The 18,344-nt window shown below is 72.7% G+C and carries 15 protein-coding genes; 8 read left to right on the top strand and 7 right to left on the bottom strand.

Annotation, left to right across the window (positions count from 1 at the left end; translation table 11 throughout):
* Positions 1–11 precede the first annotated feature (11 nt).
* Positions 12–1,553: a PucR family transcriptional regulator gene (locus F4559_RS26695; RefSeq protein ID WP_184673221.1), complete on the bottom strand. Its 1,542-nt coding sequence runs from the start codon at positions 1,551–1,553 to the stop codon at positions 12–14.
* A 114-nt stretch (positions 1,554–1,667) separates the two neighbouring features.
* On the opposite strand from F4559_RS26695, the gene pruA reads away from it, so the two are divergent.
* Together pruA and F4559_RS26705 are read left to right on the top strand one after the other, a co-directional pair.
* Positions 1,668–3,293, top strand: coding sequence for an L-glutamate gamma-semialdehyde dehydrogenase (gene pruA, locus F4559_RS26700; protein ID WP_184673223.1), 1,626 nt, complete (start codon positions 1,668–1,670; stop codon positions 3,291–3,293).
* A 2-nt stretch (positions 3,294–3,295) separates the two neighbouring features.
* Positions 3,296–4,219 carry a proline dehydrogenase family protein gene (locus tag F4559_RS26705; RefSeq protein ID WP_184673226.1) on the top strand — a complete coding sequence of 308 codons (924 nt, stop codon included), beginning with the start codon at positions 3,296–3,298 and terminating at the stop codon, positions 4,217–4,219.
* A 21-nt stretch (positions 4,220–4,240) separates the two neighbouring features.
* On the opposite strand, the gene F4559_RS26710 is transcribed toward F4559_RS26705, so the two are convergent.
* A complete protein-coding gene (locus F4559_RS26710) occupies positions 4,241–6,559 on the bottom strand; it encodes a hypothetical protein (protein WP_184673228.1) in 2,319 nt (772 codons plus the stop codon).
* 102 nt (positions 6,560–6,661) lie between these two features.
* Between F4559_RS26710 and F4559_RS26715 the strand changes: the two genes are divergently transcribed.
* Positions 6,662–8,323, top strand: coding sequence for a bifunctional 3'-5' exonuclease/DNA polymerase (locus tag F4559_RS26715; RefSeq protein ID WP_184673236.1), 1,662 nt, complete (start codon positions 6,662–6,664; stop codon positions 8,321–8,323).
* Positions 8,320–8,997: an AraC family transcriptional regulator gene (locus F4559_RS26720; RefSeq protein ID WP_184673238.1), complete on the top strand. Its 678-nt coding sequence runs from the start codon at positions 8,320–8,322 to the stop codon at positions 8,995–8,997. Before F4559_RS26715 ends, F4559_RS26720 begins: the two co-directional genes overlap by 4 nt.
* On the opposite strand, the gene F4559_RS35535 is transcribed toward F4559_RS26720, so the two are convergent.
* Entirely contained in the window at positions 8,982–9,473 is a 492-nt protein-coding gene (locus F4559_RS35535; RefSeq protein ID WP_246445337.1) for a hypothetical protein, read from the bottom strand. The two genes, F4559_RS26720 and F4559_RS35535, sit on opposite strands and share 16 nt — an antisense overlap.
* 222 nt (positions 9,474–9,695) lie before the next feature.
* Between F4559_RS35535 and F4559_RS35540 the strand changes: the two genes are divergently transcribed.
* The 4 genes from F4559_RS35540 to F4559_RS26745 are packed head-to-tail and all read left to right on the top strand — an operon-like array spanning position 9,696 to position 13,345.
* A complete protein-coding gene (locus F4559_RS35540) occupies positions 9,696–10,535 on the top strand; it encodes a hypothetical protein (protein WP_246445338.1) in 840 nt (279 codons plus the stop codon).
* Positions 10,536–10,540: 5 nt separating this feature from the next.
* Positions 10,541–11,143, top strand: a complete 603-nt coding sequence (locus F4559_RS26735; protein ID WP_184673245.1) for a DUF3558 domain-containing protein — start codon at positions 10,541–10,543, stop codon at positions 11,141–11,143.
* Positions 11,144–11,182: 39 nt separating this feature from the next.
* Positions 11,183–12,532, top strand: coding sequence for a hypothetical protein (locus F4559_RS26740; protein WP_184673247.1), 1,350 nt, complete (start codon positions 11,183–11,185; stop codon positions 12,530–12,532).
* 15 nt (positions 12,533–12,547) lie between these two features.
* A complete protein-coding gene (locus F4559_RS26745; RefSeq protein ID WP_184673249.1) occupies positions 12,548–13,345 on the top strand; it encodes an ESX secretion-associated protein EspG in 798 nt (265 codons plus the stop codon).
* Here F4559_RS26745 and F4559_RS26750 read toward each other — a convergent pair.
* Genes F4559_RS26750 through secD form a run of 4 tightly spaced genes read right to left on the bottom strand, consistent with a single transcriptional unit; the run spans position 13,308 to position 18,335 of the window.
* Positions 13,308–14,492: a lactate 2-monooxygenase gene (locus tag F4559_RS26750; RefSeq protein WP_184673251.1), complete on the bottom strand. Its 1,185-nt coding sequence runs from the start codon at positions 14,490–14,492 to the stop codon at positions 13,308–13,310. The genes F4559_RS26745 and F4559_RS26750 overlap by 38 nt on opposite strands.
* A gap of 14 nt (positions 14,493–14,506) precedes the next feature.
* Positions 14,507–14,989, bottom strand: coding sequence for a Clp protease N-terminal domain-containing protein (locus tag F4559_RS26755; RefSeq protein ID WP_184673253.1), 483 nt, complete (start codon positions 14,987–14,989; stop codon positions 14,507–14,509).
* Between the two features lie 14 nt (positions 14,990–15,003).
* Positions 15,004–16,173, bottom strand: a complete 1,170-nt coding sequence (locus F4559_RS26760; RefSeq protein ID WP_184673255.1) for a cation:proton antiporter — start codon at positions 16,171–16,173, stop codon at positions 15,004–15,006.
* Entirely contained in the window at positions 16,170–18,335 is a 2,166-nt protein-coding gene (gene secD, locus F4559_RS26765) for a protein translocase subunit SecD (RefSeq protein ID WP_184673257.1), read from the bottom strand. The genes F4559_RS26760 and secD overlap by 4 nt, the downstream gene beginning before the upstream one ends.
* Between the last annotated feature and the right edge of the window lie 9 nt (positions 18,336–18,344).

Genomic DNA, 18,344 nt, shown 5'->3' on the forward strand with positions numbered 1-18,344 from the left:
GGATGTCCGAATCAGGGCAGTCTGAGTTGTAGTTGGGCGAACAGCCGGAACAACGGGTCGTCGAGGTCGAATCCGCCGACCTCCCCGGCCCGCCGGACCCGGTACCGCAGCGTGTTCGGGTGGACGTGCAGCACGGCCGCCGCCGCCCGCACGTCGCCGAACGCGTCCAGGTAGGCCAGCAGCGACCGGGCCAGTTCGGGTTCCAGCCCGGCCAGGCGTGGATCGCGCACGCGCGGGTGCGCGGCCAGCAGCGCGAGCGTCTCGCCGACGAGCACGCGCGACCGCACGTCGGCGAGCGTGGCGACCTCGACGTCCAGGTCGCGGGCCATGGCGTCGAGCACCCGGTCGGCCTCGTCGCGGGAGATCGTCACGTCGTCCACGGTGGGCACGGTCGACCCGATCGCGCCCTGCACCCGCAGGCCGGTGTGGCGGCGGGCGGCCGTGACGATCTCGGTGGTGAGCGCGTGCAGCGGCGCGGTCGGGGGCAGGTCGGGCAGCAGCACGTAGGTGCGCCCGCCGGAGCGGCTGACCAGGGCGCTGCGCCGGTACGCGGCGGCGTGCACGGAGATCAGCCCGGTCATCTCGGCCCGCAGCAGCTCGTGCTCGGACCGGTCGGCGCCCTCGTGGCCGCGCAGCGCGAACACGACGACCGCGGCGGGTTTTCCCGGGTCGGCGCCGATCTGGCCGGCCACGGTCGCCGCGTCGGTGCGACCGTCGAGCAGCGCGGCGAGCAGGTTCTCCCGGAACACCGCGGTGGGCTCGCGCTGCTGTACCAGCGTGAGCGCGGTGACGCGGGCGGCACCGAGCAGGGCGCGTTCGGCCTGTTCGGCGAGCGGCGCGGCGCCCTCCTGCACCCAGATCGCGCCGAGCGGCCGGTCGCCCGCGTGCACGCCGACCGCGAGCCGGCGGCGGATGCCCAGGTCGGGGCGTTCGTCGATGCGCACGACCTCCTCGCCGGCGCGCAGCCGCCGGTACACGCCCCACTCGCGCAGCATCTCCAGGTACGGCTCGGGCCCCTGGCGGCCCAGGATGGACAGCCGGCGCAGCTCGTCGACGTCGTCGCTGGACCGGGAGTAGGCGAGCACGCGGGACGCGGTGTCCTCGATGCTGACGATGCCGCCGGTGAGCGCGGCAATCGTTTGCGCCAACGCGAACAGGTCGCCGAGCACCTCGCCCGATCCGGGGTCGCCGCCCAGCCCGTCACGGGCCAGCACGCCCCGGGCGAGCGCCTCGACGTGGTCCCAGCGGGCCTGCGGCCGGACGGCCAGCAGCGCCACCCCGACGTCGGCCGCGACCTGGCGCAGCATCGGGTTCGGACTGTCCACTTTGACCGCGACCGCCGCCGCACCCGCCGCACCCGCCGCCCTGACCAGCGGCAACGCCGCCCGCCCGCGCGCGCCGATGATCAGCACCAGGTCGCCGGGCCGCACGTCCGGCGGGTCGTCCGGGTCCAGGATGACCACGTCGCCGACGTGCGCCTCCAGACCGTGCGGCGCGACCTGCACCTCGGCCAGCGGGTCGCCCAACGCGATCAGAACCTGGCGCAGGCTCATCTTTTGTCCATTCTCACAACGGCGGACGCGCAAGCCTAGACGCGTGCACAACAGGTCGCACCGTGGGTAGTCCTACGGTTATCTGAACAAAACCTGTGGCGAAGGAGCCTGATTGTGGACGCCGTGACCACGGTCCCCGCACCGGCCAACGAGCCCGTGCTCGGCTACGCCCCCGGCACCCCGGAACGGGCGCAGCTCCAGGCGAAACTGGCCGAACTGGCCAAGGAGCCCCTCGAACTCACCCTCACCATCGGCGGCGAGCAGCGCGTCGGCGGCGGCGAGCGCTACGACGTCGTGCAGCCGCACAACCACCGTGCCGTCCTGGGCACCCTCCACGGTGCCACGCAGCAGGACACGCGTGACGCGATCAAGGCCGCCAAGGAGGCCGCGCCCGCGTGGCGCGCACTGTCCTACGACGACCGTGCCGCGATCCTGCTGCGCGCCGCCGACCTGCTCGCCGGACCGTGGCGGCAGACGCTCAACGCGGCCACGATGCTCGGCCAGTCCAAGACCGCGATCCAGGCCGAGATCGACGCCGCGTGCGAGCTGATCGACTTCTGGCGCTTCAACGTCTCCTTCGGCCGGCAGCTGCTGGCCGAGCAGCCGGTGTCCTCGCCCGGGGTGTGGAACCGCTCGGACCACCGCCCGCTGGAGGGCTTCGTCTACGCGGTCACGCCGTTCAACTTCACGGCCATCGCCGCGAACCTGCCCACCGCGCCCGCCCTCATGGGCAACGTGGTGCTGTGGAAGCCCTCGCCGACGCAGAGCTTCTCCGCACACCTGACGCTGCGGCTGCTCGAAGAGGCCGGCCTGCCACCGGGCGTGATCAACCTGCTGCCCGGCGACGGCCTGGCCGTGTCCGAGGTGGCCCTGGCCGACCCGGACCTGGCGGGCATCCACTTCACCGGGTCCACGCGCACGTTCCAGCACCTGTGGGGCCAGGTCGGCGCGAACATCGCGAACTACCGGTCGTACCCGCGCATCGTCGGCGAGACCGGCGGCAAGGACTTCGTGCTCGCCCACCCGTCGGCCGACATCGACGTCCTGCGCACGGCGCTGGTGCGCGGCGCGTTCGAGTACCAGGGCCAGAAGTGCTCGGCCGCGTCCCGCGCCTACGTGCCGCGTTCGGTGTGGAACCGGGTCAAGGACGCGTTCCTGGCCGACGTCGAGTCGCTGACCCAGGGCGACGTCACCGACTTCTCCCACTTCCTCGGCGCCGTGATCGACAAGCGCTCGTTCGACAAGCTGTCCGGCGTGCTCGACCGCGCCCGGCAGGACGACACGCTGGAGATCGCGGCCGGCGGCACGGCCGACGACAGCGAGGGCTACTTCGTGCGCCCGACCGTGCTGCTGGGCTCCGACCCGGAGAACGCCGTGTTCTGCGAGGAGTACTTCGGCCCGGTGCTGTCCGTGCACGTGTTCGACGACGCCGACTACGAGACCGTGCTGCGCCAGCTCGAGAGCGTGTCGCCGTACGCGCTGACCGGGTCGATCATCGCCCGCGACCGGGCCGCGATCGCCCACGCGCAGCAGGAGCTGCGGTTCGCCGCGGGCAACTTCTACGTCAACGACAAGCCGACCGGCGCGGTCGTCGGGCAGCAGCCCTTCGGCGGCGGTCGGGCGTCGGGCACCAACGACAAGGCGGGCTCGGTGCACAACCTGCTCCGGTGGGTCAGCCCGCGGTCCATCAAGGAGACCTTCGCGGCTCCCACCTCGTACCACTACCCGCACCAGGGGTGACCATGCTCCGCTCGACCCTGCTCGCCGCGTCGAGATCCGGCGCCGTCCGCGGACTCGTCGAACGCACGCCGCTGACCCGGCCGGTCGTCAAGCGCTTCATCTCCGGCGACGACACGGCCGCGGCCGTCGCCACCACCGGCGAGGTGCTGGCCGACGGCCGGTACGTGACGCTGGACCACCTCGGCGAGGACACCCGCGACGCCGAGCAGGCGTCGGGGACCGTCGAGGCGTACGAGGTGCTGCTGCGCCGCCTCGCCGAGGTCGGGTACGCCGACCGCGCCGAGGTGTCGGTCAAGCTGTCGGCCGTCGGCCAGTTCCTGCCCAAGGACGGCGAGAAGATCGCGCTGGAGAACGCCCGGCGCATCTGCGTCGCGGCGGACGCGGCGGGCACCACGGTCACCCTGGACATGGAGGACCACACCACCACGGACTCGACGCTGGACATCCTGCGCGAGCTGCGGGTGGACTTCCCCCGGGTGGGCGCCGTGCTCCAGGCGTACCTCAAGCGCACCGAGCAGGACTGCCGCGACCTGGCGCACGCCGGGTCGCGGGTCCGGCTGTGCAAGGGCGCGTACAAGGAGCCCGCCGCGGTCGCGTTCCAGGACAAGACCGAGGTGGACCGGTCGTACGTGCGGTGCCTGAAGGTGCTCATGGCCGGCGCGGGCTACCCGATGGTGGCCTCGCACGACCCGCGCCTGATCGCCATCGCGCACGACCTGGCCGCGCACCGGGCGCCGGACACCTACGAGTACCAGATGCTGTTCGGCATCCGGCCCGAGGAGCAGCGCCGGCTGGCCGCCGAGGGCAACCGGATGCGCGTCTACGTCCCGTACGGCGACGAGTGGTACGGCTACTTCATGCGCCGGCTCGCCGAACGCCCGGCCAACGTGGCGTTCTTCCTGCGGGCGCTGATCACCCGGGGCTAGCCGGCCCACCCCGGGGCCGACTCACTCGGCGGGCCAGTCCCGCACGACCAACGCCTGCATCCGGGCGCGCGCCGACTCCTGGTCGGGGTGCGCCCGGATGACCGTCTCGGCGGCGTGCACCGCGTCCTCGAACCGGTCCCGCGAGGCGTTGGCCGCGCGCAGCACCATGACCGCCCGGTGCGCCACCTCCATGGCGCCGTCGAGCCGGCCGCCGTGCCGGGCGCACAGCCGGGCGTAGCAGGACAGCGCGTCGGCGTACCGGGGCTCGGTGGTCAACTCGTCGGCGGTGCGCATCCCGTGCCACAGCAGCACGGCCATCCGCGCGGCGGCCAGCCCCTCGGGTGTGGCGCCGCGCAGCATGGCCGTGCGCAGGACCGCCTCGGCGTAGGCCGGACCGTCGTCGAGTTCCCGACGCACGTCCACCTCCAGGTCGGCCAGTTCCGACGCCCGGCGCGGGTCGACCGGCACCAGTTCGACGGACTGGTCGCGCAACGCGTCGGCGAGGTCGGCGTTGAGCGCCTCGCGCGGGAAGTCCAACTCCCGCAACAGGTCCACGGCGTCCTCGGCGGCCAGGTAGCGGTCGGGTCCGGTCAGGACGGTCACCAGCTCCACCAGCGCGGCGGCCAGCGCCGGGCGGCCGGCCGGGTCCTCGGCGGCGAGCTTGCGGCGCAGCAGCACGACCTCGTCGGCGGCCTTGCGCGCCTCGTCCGACCGGTCCGCGCGCAGCAGCAGCACGGACGCGGCGGCGAGCGCCGACGCCAGCTCGGTCTCGAACACGCGCGGGTTCGCGTCGGCCAGCCGGCGCAGCACGCCGGACGCCTCCTCCAGCACCACGATCGCGTCGTCGGGCCGGCCGTGCTCGGCCAGCGCCGCGGCGATCGCGACCAGCGTGCGGGCGAACTCCGGTTCATAGCGCGGATCGGACTCGGCCGACGATCGCCAGTGCACCATCGCCAGGTGCGCGGCGTGCGTGGCGTCGCGGTCGCGGTCCAGGTCGAACAGCCGGATCGCCAGGTGGTGCGCCGCCTTGGCGAAGTCGATGCGGAACAGCGCGCCGTTGGCGTCGACCAGGTCCTCGTAGAGGTGCGCGGCCTCGTCGACGGCGTGCAGCGCGTCCTCCCGGCGGCCGGTGGCGGCGTAGCGGACGCCCACCTGCTCCAACGCGGCGGCCAGTCGGGGCAGGTAGTCGGGGTCGCCGTCGGTCAGGTCGCGGTAGATCTCGACGGCCTCCTCGGCGGTGGCCAGCGCGCGTCCGGTCGCCTTGACCGCGACCAGCCGCAGCCCCAGGTCGCCCAACGCGTCGGCGAGACCGCCCCGGTGCTCGGCCGGGTCGGCCTCGGCGAGTTCGCGGTAGAGCGCGACCTCCTCGGTCGCGGCCTCCAGCGCCTCCTCCTTGAGCGACGCGAGCGCGGCGCGGGCGCTGAGCATCCCGTACAGCTCGGCCAGTTCCGGTGTCTCGGCGGTGCGCGCGCCCTCGTGCAGCAGGGTGCGGGTGAGCATCGCGGGCAGCGGGTCGCGGTGGAAGCGCGGATCGTCGAACACGTGCCGGGCCACGGCCCGCGCGGGGGCGGGCGAGTCGGCGACCACGCGCAGGGCCGCGCTCGACGCCGTGGCCGCGAGCGCGGGTTCGGCGGTGAACAGCTCCTCGGCTCTTCGCAGCACGTGCGGCCACCGCCGGGCGGCGCGGGCCAGGGTCTCCAGCGCGGCGGGCGAGCGCTCCGGCGCGATCCGGTCGTCGAGCAGCGTCACGGCCAGCGCGTCCTCGGCCTGGCGGCGGGTCGCGGGCGGCATCGGGTCGACGCTGCCCAGCCAGCGGACCAGCTCGACCCGGTCGGTCTCGGCGCGGCCGTGCACGGCGGCGAGCGCGGCCAGGTGCAGGTCGTGGAACGTCTCGGCCGCGGGCGTCGGCGCGTCCGGCACCGGCAGGGCGAAGCGGTGCGCGAACCGCAGGCAGGCATCGGTGTACGACGCCTCGTGCTCGCGCGGACACGGAGTGAGTTCGAGGTCGGCCGTGTCGAAGCCCAGGTCCTCGGCGCGCTGCCGGATCGCCGACCACCACCAGCCCGCCGTGCGGGCCAGCAGGACCACGGCGCCGTCGGTGAACCTGGCCAGGAGGTCGTGCCAGGGCAGGAGATCCGCGTCGTCGAGCACGGTGACGTCGTCGAGGCGGGCGACCAGTCGGGTCTTGCCGACGCCCGCGCGACCGTGCAGCAGCATCAGGCGTCGCCCGCCGTGCTCGTCGCGCCAGCCGCGCAGGGCGGCCAGTTCCGCCGATCGACCGCGCAGGGGCACGACCTCGTGCCGCGGGTCGAGCAGTTGTCCCGGGGAAAACCGTTCCACGCGCACATAGTGCACGTTTGACCGTGCCACGAACGGGTGTCCCCGCCTGTTTTCCGCCCGGGACCGCCGGAACTGTCGGACCCCCGGAGCACAATCGGCCCCGTGCTCGTCGCCCTGGTACCCGGGACGGAGAACGCCGGCGCGTTCCGGACGCTCTCCGACGCCGGCGTGCCCGAGGGCGATCCGGTGTGGACGTCCGACCTGGCGGGTGCGGTCGCCGGGCTGGAACGGGAGCACTCGCCGCGGTGGGTGTGGGCGTCGACCGCGCGGGTGTACCCGGACCTGCTGGCGCGTGGCGTGCGGGTGGGGCGCTGCCACGACCTGGAGCACGCCGAGGGGTTGCTGCTGGCGTTCACGGGCCGGCACGCGCAGCCGCGCGGGCTGGGCGCGGCCGTGGCCCGGCTCGACGGTCTGCCCGTGCCCGCCGACCAGGGTCCGCCGCGCAAGGAGGCGCAACCGACCCTGTTCGAGCCGGAACCCGAACCGCTGCCCGGCGGGGTGTCCGGGATCGACGCGGTGGTGCGGGTGCACGCGGCGCAGCAGGCGGACCGGCACGCCGAGCGGTTGCGGCTGCTGACGGCGGCCGAGTCGGCGAGCGCGTTGACGGCGGCCGAGATGACGTTCCACGGGCTGCCGTGGCGTGCCGACGTGCACGTGGAGCTGCTGGAGCGGTTACTGGGTCCGCGCCCGGTGCCGGGTGCGCGGCCGGAGAAGCTCGCGGTGCTGGCGGACCGGATCACGGCGGCGTTCGGCGGGCGCGCGGTGAACCCGGACCACCCGCCGGGGGTGGTCCGGGCGTTCGCGCGCGAGGGCGTGGAGATCCCGTCGACCCGAGCGTGGGTGCTCAAGCAGGTCGACCACCCGGCCGTGGAGCCGTTGCTGGCGTACAAGGAGCTGTCCCGGCTGTGGGTGGCGCACGGCTGGTCCTGGCTGGACGCGTGGGTGTCGGACGGGCGGTTCCGGCCGGACTACGTGGTGGGCGGCGTGGTGTCCGGGCGGTGGGCGACGCGGGGCGGTGCGGCGTTGCAGATCCCGCGCGTGCTGCGGACGGCCGTGCGGGCGGATCCGGGCTGGAAGCTCGTGGCCGCCGACGCGGCGCAGCTCGAGCCGCGCGTGCTGGCGGCGTTGTCGGGCGACCGGCGCCTGGTGGAGGTGTCGGGCGCGGGCGACCTGTACACCGGGTTGGCGGTGGACGCGTTCGACGGCGACCGGGACCGGGCGAAGATCGCCATGCTGTCGGCGATGTACGGCGGCACGAGCGGCGAGGCCGGTCCGCTGCTGGCCGTGCTGCGCCGGCGTTTCCCCGAGGCCGTCGGCTACGTGGAGGCGGCGGCGCTGTCCGGCGAGCAGGGGCGTGCCGTGCGGTCGCGGTTGGGCCGGACGTCGCCGCCGCCGTCGGAGGCGTGGCGCGACGCGGTCGGCAACGCGGACGGGACCGAGGAGTCGGCGCGCAGGTCGCGTCGGGTGTCCCGGGAGTGGGGTCGCTTCACGCGCAACTTCGTCGTGCAGGCCAGCGCGGCGGATTGGACGGCGGTCCTGCTGGGCACCCTGCGGCGGCGGCTGCACGACGTGGCACCGGCGGCGCACCTGGTGTTCTTCCAGCACGACGAGGTCCTGGTCCACAGCCCGGAGGCCGACGCCGAGGCGGTGTGCCGACTGGTGACCGAGTCCGCCGCCGAGGCGACGGCGCTGGTGTTCGGCGACACCGGGGTCGTGTTCCCGATCGAGGCGACGGCGGTCGACGGCTACGCGGAGGCGAAATGAGCTACGCCGAGCGGCCGTTGGCGGGCTTCGCGTGCGCGTGGCACCGCACCACGACCACACCCGGTTCGAGCCTGGTCCTCCCCGACGGCCACACCGACGTCATCTACTCGACCGCCACCGGCGAGGTCTTCGTGGCGGGTCCGGACACCGTCGCCCAGGTGACGCCGACGTCCCCGGGAACCCTGTACGGCCTGCGCTTCCCGCCGGGGGTGGGGCCGGCGGCGTTCGGCGTGCCCGCGTCGGAACTGCTGAACCTACGCGTGCCGCTGGACCTCCTGTGGCCGGACGCGGAACGCCTGGCGGACGCACTGGGTCGGGCCGAGGACCCGGCCCTCGTCCTGGCCGCGGCGGCGACCCGCCGGTTGCGTGCGTCCCCACCGGACCCGTTGGTAGCGGCGATCGCGGCGGCCACCTCCGTGGCGGACCTGGTGGCGTCGACCGGGGTCGGTGAGCGCCAACTGCGCCGCCGCGCCGTGACCGCGTTCGGCTACCCGCCGAAGACGCTGCACCGCATCCTGCGCTTCCACCGGGCGGTACGACTCGCGTGGCAGGGCCGGCCGTTCGCCGAGATCGCGGCGACCGCCGGCTACGCCGACCAACCCCACCTGTCCAGGGAGGTCAGGGAGTTCGCGGGCGTGACGCTGGGCGGCCTGCTGCGTCAGACCCGACCGTAGGCGCGCAGGGTGGCCAGCGCGTCGACCGTCACGATGCCCCGCCACTCGAACTCGGTGATCGGCGTCCACACCGCCCAGGGAAAGGTCCAACCGCCGTCGTCCTGCCGCGCGGCGACCAGCCGATCGAGCGCGGCACCCATCTCCCCGTCGGAGAACCACTGCCGCGCGAGACAATCGGGCCGCGGCGCGTAATGGGTGGCGGTGTGCGTCTCCCCCACCGCGTACCCGTCGTGCACGGCACCGTCACCGAGATCCACCAGGCCCCGCTGCCGCACCAACTCCCCCAACCTCGCCGAAGCCACCCCGGCCCGGGGCCGGTCGGGAACGTGGTCGAGGAACCGGGCGCACGCGTTGACCTCGTACGGATGGGATTCGTCAAGCGCCTCGATGCGTTCCCAGCAGAATTCGGTGGCGAGGTCCAACCACCGACCACGCGCACCCACACGGTGGAAAAAGCTGGAGAGCAAAGCGGTCATCAACAGATCACCCTCCTCACCCACGACCCACCAGGGCGCACGAGGATGGTCGAGCGACGAGGGCAGCGCATTGGGCACCCCACCGTCACCGCAGGCAACAGAGGAGACAAACGCCAACGCCCCGTCGACAGCCCCCAGGTGACCGACATCGGCCAACAAACTCAGCGCGGTATAGGTGGGCAACGGCTGGCTGGAGGGCCCCCGCCCATCAGGCTCGAGCCCGTGGCCGAAACCCCCGTCGGGATTACGATAAACGGAAACCCCGTCCACGACGGCCCCCGCGTCACCCCCGAAGAACAACCATTGAAACCTCCGAACCTCCAAAACACGAGCACGAACCCACAGGAATTCCCAGGCATCTCCAATCACCTCCCGACCCTAACCCCGCCCGGCCCCCGAGGTCTTGAACAAATCGGCCACACCACCCGACGGCACCTCATCACCGACCCCGGAAGGAAAACGATCACCGGCCGTGCCCACACCGCGGAGCGTCCGTCATCGGGACCGAAGGTCCCCCGCGCTCGCGTCTTCACCTCCAGGACCTGCACCAACCCCTGCCCCGAGGTGCCGACCTGGACGAAGATGACCGAACGCCGTAACTCGATCGTGTCGTTATGCCATCATCGTGGCGCAGTCGTGACGGTCGAGGGGAGCAGCGCTGTGTACGAGGCGGACGGCGGTGGAGGCAAGGTCGACTTCGTGGCCGAGACGGTGACCGGCGGCGCCGGCGGCAGCTCGCTCGTCGGGTCCCAGACGAAGTTCAGCGTCGACCCCACCCAAGCGCACAAGTTGATCGACGGACTGAGGAAGGCGTTGGACAAGCTCACGCAGCTCGACGCCCACCGTGAACAACTTGAAACTACCAATGCCCCCGGCAAGGACATCTACAGCGGTTTCGCAGCCATGGCGATCCGCAAGGCGGCCGGAACCGATGTCGGCGGATACGCGTGGGCCAACGCGCAGGCACGTGCCGCGCTCACCAAGACGATCGAGAACATCGAGGCGGCATTGAAGCAGTACCAGGGCACGGAAGAGAACGCAGAGCAGGGACTGAAGGGCTGACTCACGTGAACCGGACGTTCAAGGTCGCACTCGCCGCAGGTGCAGCGACCGTCGCGCTCGCCGCGTGCACGAACTCTTCGACAGACGGCACCCCGACTCCCGCCACGAACGGCGTCGCCTCTCAGACGAAGTCGTCCTCCACCACGAGTGGAAAGCCCTCGAACGGCGACGACCTGAATATTTCTCGATTCGCGGACAAGCCCTGCGATCTCATCAAACCCGACCAGTTGACCGCCCTGGGAAATTTCCGGCCCGGAGAATCAAGCTCGGCCCCCCTGGGCCCAGGATGTTCCTGGTTCGGGGTGGACGCCTTGAAAGACACCACATTCTTCGTGACCCTTGTAACCAAGGGCGACAACCTGGAATCCATGGCGGAGAACGCCAAGTCCTTTCCGATCTTCAAAAGGACGACGATCGCGGGTCGCGAGGCGTACAGCGCCGATCGCACCGACGGCAAGGCATCGTGCAGCACCGCCGTGAGCACCTCGGCCAAGGACGCGATCTTCGTCCAGGGACGGCCGCCCGCCAACGGCACCGGGACCGCGGACAAGTCCTGCCAGGCATCGGAAAAGGTGGCGGCGATCGTCATCGGGAACTTGAAGGGGTGACGACCAGTGGCGCCTAACGGCTCCGGTGTGGATATGGACATGTCGGGGTTCGCGCTGATCACCATGGGGATCGGGGCGGACAAGATCTACGGGTGGTTCAAGGACGGGCGGGGGCCGGAGAGCACCACCGATCCCGGTTACGAGGCTTGGGGCACGATCGCTTCCGGGCACGGCGAGGTCGGCGATCTGATCAACCAGGCCGTCCGGGATTCGGGCGCTTCCTGGGAGGGCACGGCGGCCGACCAGGCACGTGCCAACACCACGCCGCTCGCCAGCTGGTCCGACACCGCCTCCGACAGCGCGCAGAAGGCGTCCTTCAGCACGGCCAAGATCAGCGGCTCGTTCCGGCACGCCCGCGACTCCGTGGAACAGCCCGTCGACGTTCCGGACAAGCCCTGGTACAACGACGCGGTCCCGTGGGACACCGACTACGACGACGCGGTCGACCAGAGCAAAGAGGTCAACAACCGCAACATGCAGGTGCTGAGCAGCTACGGCTCCGAGGCCAACAACGCCAGCTCCGAACTGCCGACCTTCCAGTCCCCCACCGAGGTCGGCGCCAACGTCGACCAGGACGACTCCAAGGTCGACAAGCCCAACGACTGGAACGGCCACGACTCCAGCGTCGGCACGGGCGACACCGGCACGGGACGCAACGGCAACAGCTCGACCGGCACGACGGGCACCTCGTGGTCCCCGCCCCCGACCCCCACCGGAACGGGCACGGGCACCGGAACGGGCACGGGGATCGACGGCGGCGGGTCCACGACCAACCCCAGCAACGACGGCGGTGACGGCACCCGTCGTCCCTGGACGCCCGACCCGACCCCGATCCCGCCGCCGAACGACCCGCGCAACCCCAACAACCCGAACCTGCCCGGCGGCTACGACCCGAGGCAGCCGTACGACCCGCGCAACCCCAACGACCCGCGCAACCCGAACAACCCCAACAACCGCCCGCCCGGCGTGCGGCCCCCCGGCACGGGCGGCCTCAACCCGCTCACGGGACGCGGTGGCGGTCCGGGCGGTGGCCCTGGCGGCGGACCCGGCGGGCTCGGCGGCCTGAAGGCACCCGGTCTCGGCGGCGGGCCCGGCGGCTTCGGCCCCGGCGCGGGCGGTCTGGGTCCCGGTGGCGCGGCGGGTTCGCTCTCGCCCGGCGACCGCTCCGGCGTCGGCGGCTTCGGCTCGAACGCGGGTGGCGGCGCCTACGGCGGTGCGGCCGGCGGTCGTGGCGCGGCGGGTGCCGCGGGCATGGGCGGCATGGGCGGTGGCGCCGGACAGGGTCAGGGCGAGGAGGACAAGGAGCACAAGTCCGCGTCCTACCTCCAGGAGACCGAGGACATCTTCGGCGACGGCACCATGGTGGCCCCGCCCGTCATCGGCGAATAGCAGCAGGGAGAAAAAGTGCTCCGGACCAGGGTCGCGATCCCGGTCGTCGCGCTCTACAACGCTTGGCAGTCGGTCGGTCTCGGCTCGCCGCACAACGCGCTCGTGACGGCGGTCGAGTTCGACGAGGACCGCCTCGCCGAGGGTGACGTCGGCGGCCTCGCCGACCTCGCCCGTGACGGCTGGGCCGACCTGGAACGCCTCGGCCTCGCCCGGGGCCGCCAGGTGCACGCCGACCTCGCGCGGTCGCTGCGGCTGATCGCCGAGGCCGGCACGGAGTACTACGCCTTCTTCAACGCGGGCGAGGACGACACCCGCAGCGCCCTGGTCGTCCAGTCGGGCGACGACGCGCTGCGGGTCGTCCTGCGCCAGGACAAGCACTTCGTCGTCGAGCCGGTGCGTCCCGAGGACGCCGCGCAGTCGCTGGTCTCCGCGCTGCCCGAGGTCCGACCGGGACGGGGCGGCGTGATCTCGCTGCCCGAGGACGCGCTCAGCGGCAGGCAGCCGCGACGCGACGCGGACGAGGGCGGCGGGTCGTTCCTCCAGCAGAGCCGACCGACCGGCGGTCACACGCAGGAGACGCAACTGGTCCGCAAGCTGCTGGCCGAGCAGCGCACGGGCGGCGGTCAGCTCTACGCCGCCCGGCGCGACCGGCAGGGCCGCAAGCAGCGTTGCGCGACGCCGTTGACCTACTTCGACACGGTCACCGGCCGCTACCTGTCGGCGAAGACGCGCGGCGGCGACGGCACGCCGTGGATCACGGTGCAGCCGGCGGACTTCACCACGCTCCAGAACCGCCTGCGCCAGCTCGCCTGAGCGCGTCACGGGACAGTTCGGCCGGGCTGCGGTGGCCGGACAGCCCGAGCGTGAGGTCGAAGTCGGCGAGGAGGCCGCGCAGCACGTGGCGCACGCCCACCTGCCCGTCGTGCGCGAGGCCGTAGGCGAACGGCCGTCCGATCAGGACGGCCTTGGCACCGAGCGCGAGCGCCTTCACGACGTCCGCGCCGGTGCGCACGCCCGAGTCGAACAGCACCTCGACGTGGTCGCCGACCGCGTCGGCGATGTCGGGCAGCACGTCCAGGGACGCGACCGCGCCGTCGACCTGGCGTCCGCCGTGGTTGGACACGACGATGCCGGACACGCCGGCGTCCACGGCCTTGCGCGCGTCGTCGACGTGCTGGATTCCTTTGAGGACGATCGGGCCGTCCCAGTGCTCGCGCAGGAAGTCCAGTCGGTCCCACGACCGGTCGGTGCCGGTGAACAGCCGCACCCACCGGGAGATCGCCACCGGCAGGTCGTCCTCGGGCGCGCGGTCGAGGCCGGCGCGGAACGCCGGGTCGGAGAACGGGATCGCGGTGCCGACACCGCGCAGGAACGGCAGGTAGGCGCGGTCGAGGTCGTGTGGTCGCCACGCCAACGTCCACGCGTCCAGCGTGACCACGAGCACGCCGTACCCCGCCGCGCGGGCCCGGGACAGCAGGCTCACGCACACGTCCGGGTCGTCGGGCCAGTAGAGCTGGAACCACCGCGCACCGTCACCGGCCGCCTCGGCGACCTCCTCGATCGTGTGGGACGCGGCCGTGGACAGCACGAACGGCACGCCCAGTTCCGCGGCGGCCCGAGCCGTGGCCAACTCCCCGTCCGGGTGCAGGATCGACTGCACCCCGATCGGGGCGAGCAGCACGGGCGCGGGCATCTCGGTGCCCAGCACGGTCACGCCGAGGTGGCGCGTGGTGGCGTCGGTGAGCATCCGCGGCACGATCCGCCAGTCGTCGAACGCCGCCCGGTTGGCCCGGTCGGTGGCGCCCGACCCGGCCGCACCCGCCACGTACCAGTAGGGCCCCGGTCCCAGGAGTTCCCTGGCCGACGCCGCCAGCCCCGCCGGGTCGGTGGTGAACGGCGGCACGACGCCCGAGAGACCCTGGAGGTAGATCTCGCTCTGGTACGCGGCGAACTCCGTCATCGGTCACCCTCCGGCTAGATCACCTGGTCATGCTCACCCAGGGCCGCACACGCCGCAAGCTGCTGGTCCACCTCCGCGCGGACCCGGACGAGGTCCAGGCCGCGCGGGTCGAGGCGGAGCAGGCCCAGCAGCAGGTGACCGGTGCCGATGCGGTCGAACGCCTCGGCCCTGGCGTGCGACAGGACGGTCTGCGCGGCGGCCGACAGGGGACGCGCGAGCAGGGTCCGCCACTCGCGGACGACCGCCTCCACCGACAGCCCGTCGGTGGGGCGGCGGGCTTCGGGCAGCGACGCGCCGATGTCCAGGCGCACCTGTTCGAGGTCGACGCCCAGACTGACCAACGTCCGGTAGGCGGACCCCTCGCCTTCGGCGAGCAGGCCGAGCCAGAGGTGTCCCAGCTCGACCTCCGCACCGCCGTGGTCGCGCGCGGAGGTCAGCGCGAACGCCAAGGCGGTGGTCAACCGCGACGAGAAACGCTCGTCCCACTGCAACTGCATGCCCCCACTCTGCTCTACCCGGTCGAACCGCGCGGCAGCAGCCAGGCCAGTCTCCTCGACCGGAGGACGGCCGGCGGTCCGATCACGGCCAGGAGCAGCACGTATCCGGCCACGAACGGGGCCACCCGCGAGTCGAGCCCGGCGGCCACGGCCATGGCGGCGAGCACGAGCGAGAACTCGCCCCGGGTCAGCACGGTCAGCCCGATGTCCACGGCCTGCTGCCGGTCGTACGAGTGCAGCCGCGCGGCGACCAGCCCGGCGCCGAGGTTGAGCACGATCGTGACGACGACGGCGGCGAGGATCGGCAGCCACACCGTGCCCACGGCGCCGAGGTCGATGCTCAACCCGAAGATGAAGAAGAACAGCGCTCCGAACGCGTCGCGCAACGGCAGCACGAGCTTGTGCACCCGCTTGGCCACGCCGGACCCGCCGAGCACGGTGCCGACCATGAACGCGCCGATCGCGTCGGACACGCCCAGTTCGTGCGCCACGGCCGCGCCGGTCACCGCCACGCCGACGAAGCACACCACCAGCAGTTCGTCGTCGGCGGAGGAGAAGAACCGGGTCACGATCCGGCCGCCCCACCGGGCGATCGAGCCGAGGACCAGCAGGAACGCGAACGCCTTGCCGAAGTCCAGCAGCGCCTGGACGCCGGACGTGCCGCCGAGCACGGGCTGGAGCACGGCCAGGTACAGCGCCAGGAACACGTCCTCGATCACGATGATCCCCATGACCAGCCGTGATTCCGGGTCGCGCAGGCGGTTCGCCTCGACCAGGAGCTTGGTCACGATCGCCGAGGACGAGATCCCGATGGCGCCCGCGATCACCAGTGCTTCGCGCGTGCCCCAGTCCAACGCGAACCCGAACGCGAGCCCGCCACCGATGTTGAGCACGAGGTAGGCGCCGCCCGCCAGTGCCAGCCGTCGACCGCCGGACACCAGGTCGTCCAGGGAGAACTCGAGTCCGAGGTAGAACAGCAGGAACACCAGGCCGAGACCGGCGAGCACGCCCATCTCCCCCGGGTCGTCGACCAGAGCGATGCCGGGGGTGTTGGGCCCGAACACGATGCCCGCGACCATGAACAGCGGGATGGTGGGCAGTCCGATGCGGACGCCGGCGCGGGCGATGACGCCGGCGGCCAGGAACGCGCCGCCGACGGCGAGCAGGGCGTGACCGGTGCTCATCGGCGGCTCCCCAGGGCGATGGCGACGGGCGCGGCGGTGACCACGGTGGACACCGTGCCCGCGATCAGGCCCACGAGCAGGGCGGTGGCGAAGTCGGCCAGCGACCCGTCACCGAGGACCAGCAGGGCGGCGAGGACGAAGAGCACGCCGATGCCCGTGTTCACGGTGCGCGGCACGGTCTGCAACACCGCCGTGCCGACCACGGACGCGTAGGTCCGCCCCTTCCCGGCGGGCCGGGTCAGTTCGCGCACCCGGTCGAACACCACCACCGAGTCGTTGACCGAGTACCCGATCACGGTGAGCAGCGCGGCCAGGAACACGCCGTCGGCGGTCTTGCCCAACCACGCGAACACGCCGAGCAGCACGACCACGTCGGACACGAGCGCGGCGACCGTGGCCACGCCGAGCCGCCAGTCGAACCGCACGGCCAGGTACGCCAACTGCGCCAGGACCGCGATCAGCAACGCGATCACCGCGTCCCGCCGCAGTTCCGAGCCGAGGCTCGGTCCGATCAGCTCGTCGCGGACCTGCTCGGCGCCGCCACTGGCCCGCGCCACCACGTCGTCGACACGGGCCGCGGCGGCTTCGTCGACCGGCCCGAGTCGCACGGACACCCCGTCGTCGCCGGACGCGGCCACGACCGCGTCGCCGAAGCCCGCCTCGGCCAGGCCGGTCCGCACGGCGCCGACGTCGACGCGGGTCACGGTGTAGTCGAGCATCCGCCCGCCGGTGAACTCCACGCCGAGGTCGAGTCCGCGCACCACGAGCCCGCCCAGCGCGATCACGACGACGGCCGCCGCGACCACGAGCCAGTGCGAAGGCCGGCGGTACAGCTCGATGCCGCGCGCGGTCAGCCACGTGCGCACCCGGCCCAACGAGTGCAGGCCGCTCCACGCGGGCTTGCGCTCCAGCACCGGCATGATCAACGTAAGCAGTACCCGCGTGAGCACCAACGCGCTGAACAACGACGCCAGCACGCCGATCGACAGCGTCACGCCGAAGCCCTTGACCGGTCCGACCGCGAGCCAGAACAGCAGGCCGGCCGCGAGCAGCGTGGTGATGTTGGAGTCGGCGACCGCGCTCACCGCGCCCTTGAAGCCCTGGTCGACCGAACGCCCGAGCCGTCGACGACGGGCGAACTCCTCCCTGGCCCGTTCGAACACCAGCACGTTCGCGTCCACGGCCATGCCGATGGCCAGCACGAACCCGGCCAGGCCGGGCAGGGTCAGAGTCGCGCCGATCAGCAGCAGCGCCGCGTAGGACACGGCCGCGTACCCGGCCAGGGCCAGAACCGCGACGAGTCCGGCCAGCCGGTAGGCGAACACCAGGAACGCGCCGGTGAGCAGGACGCCGATCACGGCCGCGCGGCTCGACGCCTCGATCGCCTCGGCACCGAGCGTCGGGCCGACGGTCCGCTGCTCGACGACCTCGACCGGCACGGGCAGCGCGCCGGAGCGGATGACCAGGGCGAGTTCGGCGGCCTCGGCCTGCCCGAACCGGCCGGTGATCCGGGTCGAGTCGCCGATCATGCCGGTGCCGCAGCCCACCGACGGGTCGACCTGGGGTGCGGAGACCACCTTGTCGTCGAGCACGAACGCGACCCGCCGACGTGGATCGCCGGGCTGGTGGCAGGCGGCGGCACCGGTCACCTGCTGCCACTGGCCGGGCGCGTCGCCCTGGAAGTCCACGCCGACCTGGCGGCCGACGCCGTCGGGGTTGGGCGACTCGCGGGCGTCCTTGATCCCGTCGCCGGTCAGCACGGCCTCGCCCAGTGCCACGCCGTCGCCCTCGGGCGTGGGCACGTCGCCCGGCCCGGTCACCGGGCGGACGGTGAGCTGGGCGGTGCGGCCGAGGACGGCGATCGCCTCGGCCGGGTCCTGCACGCCGGGCAGTTCGACGACGATCCGGTGGTCGCCGGACCGGGCGAGCACGGGTTCGGCCACGCCGAGTTCGTCGACGCGTCTGCGCAACACCTCCAGGGCCCGGTCGGTGGCGTCGGACGAGGCTTCGGTAGGTGTTTCGAGCACGAGTCGGGTGCCGCCACGCAGGTCTAGGCCCAGGCGTGGCGTGCTGGTCAGAAGCAGGAAGGCGGACGCGGCGAGCACGCCCAGGGACAGCAGTCCCCGGACGACGAGTTCTCGCCGCGCGGAAGAGCGCGGCATGGTGAAGGG

This window comes from Saccharothrix violaceirubra (assembly GCF_014203755.1).
Taxonomy (GTDB): Bacteria; Actinomycetota; Actinomycetes; order Mycobacteriales; family Pseudonocardiaceae; genus Actinosynnema; species Actinosynnema violaceirubrum.

Bases quoted from the DNA above. Each gene is read 5' to 3' on its own strand.
- F4559_RS26720 (WP_184673238.1), top strand. From the start codon at position 8,320: ATGAGCTACGCCGAGCGGCCGTTGGCGGGCTTCGCGTGCGCGTGGCAC.
- F4559_RS26695 (WP_184673221.1), bottom strand. From the start codon at position 1,553: ATGAGCCTGCGCCAGGTTCTGATCGCGTTGGGCGACCCGCTGGCCGAG.
- secD (WP_184673257.1), bottom strand. From the start codon at position 18,335: ATGCCGCGCTCTTCCGCGCGGCGAGAACTCGTCGTCCGGGGACTGCTG.
- F4559_RS26750 (WP_184673251.1), bottom strand. From the start codon at position 14,492: ATGACGGAGTTCGCCGCGTACCAGAGCGAGATCTACCTCCAGGGTCTC.
- F4559_RS35535 (WP_246445337.1), bottom strand. From the start codon at position 9,473: ATGACCGCTTTGCTCTCCAGCTTTTTCCACCGTGTGGGTGCGCGTGGT.
- F4559_RS26760 (WP_184673255.1), bottom strand. From the start codon at position 16,173: ATGAGCACCGGTCACGCCCTGCTCGCCGTCGGCGGCGCGTTCCTGGCC.
- F4559_RS26740 (WP_184673247.1), top strand. From the start codon at position 11,183: ATGTCGGGGTTCGCGCTGATCACCATGGGGATCGGGGCGGACAAGATC.
- F4559_RS26755 (WP_184673253.1), bottom strand. From the start codon at position 14,989: ATGCAGTTGCAGTGGGACGAGCGTTTCTCGTCGCGGTTGACCACCGCC.
- F4559_RS26705 (WP_184673226.1), top strand. From the start codon at position 3,296: ATGCTCCGCTCGACCCTGCTCGCCGCGTCGAGATCCGGCGCCGTCCGC.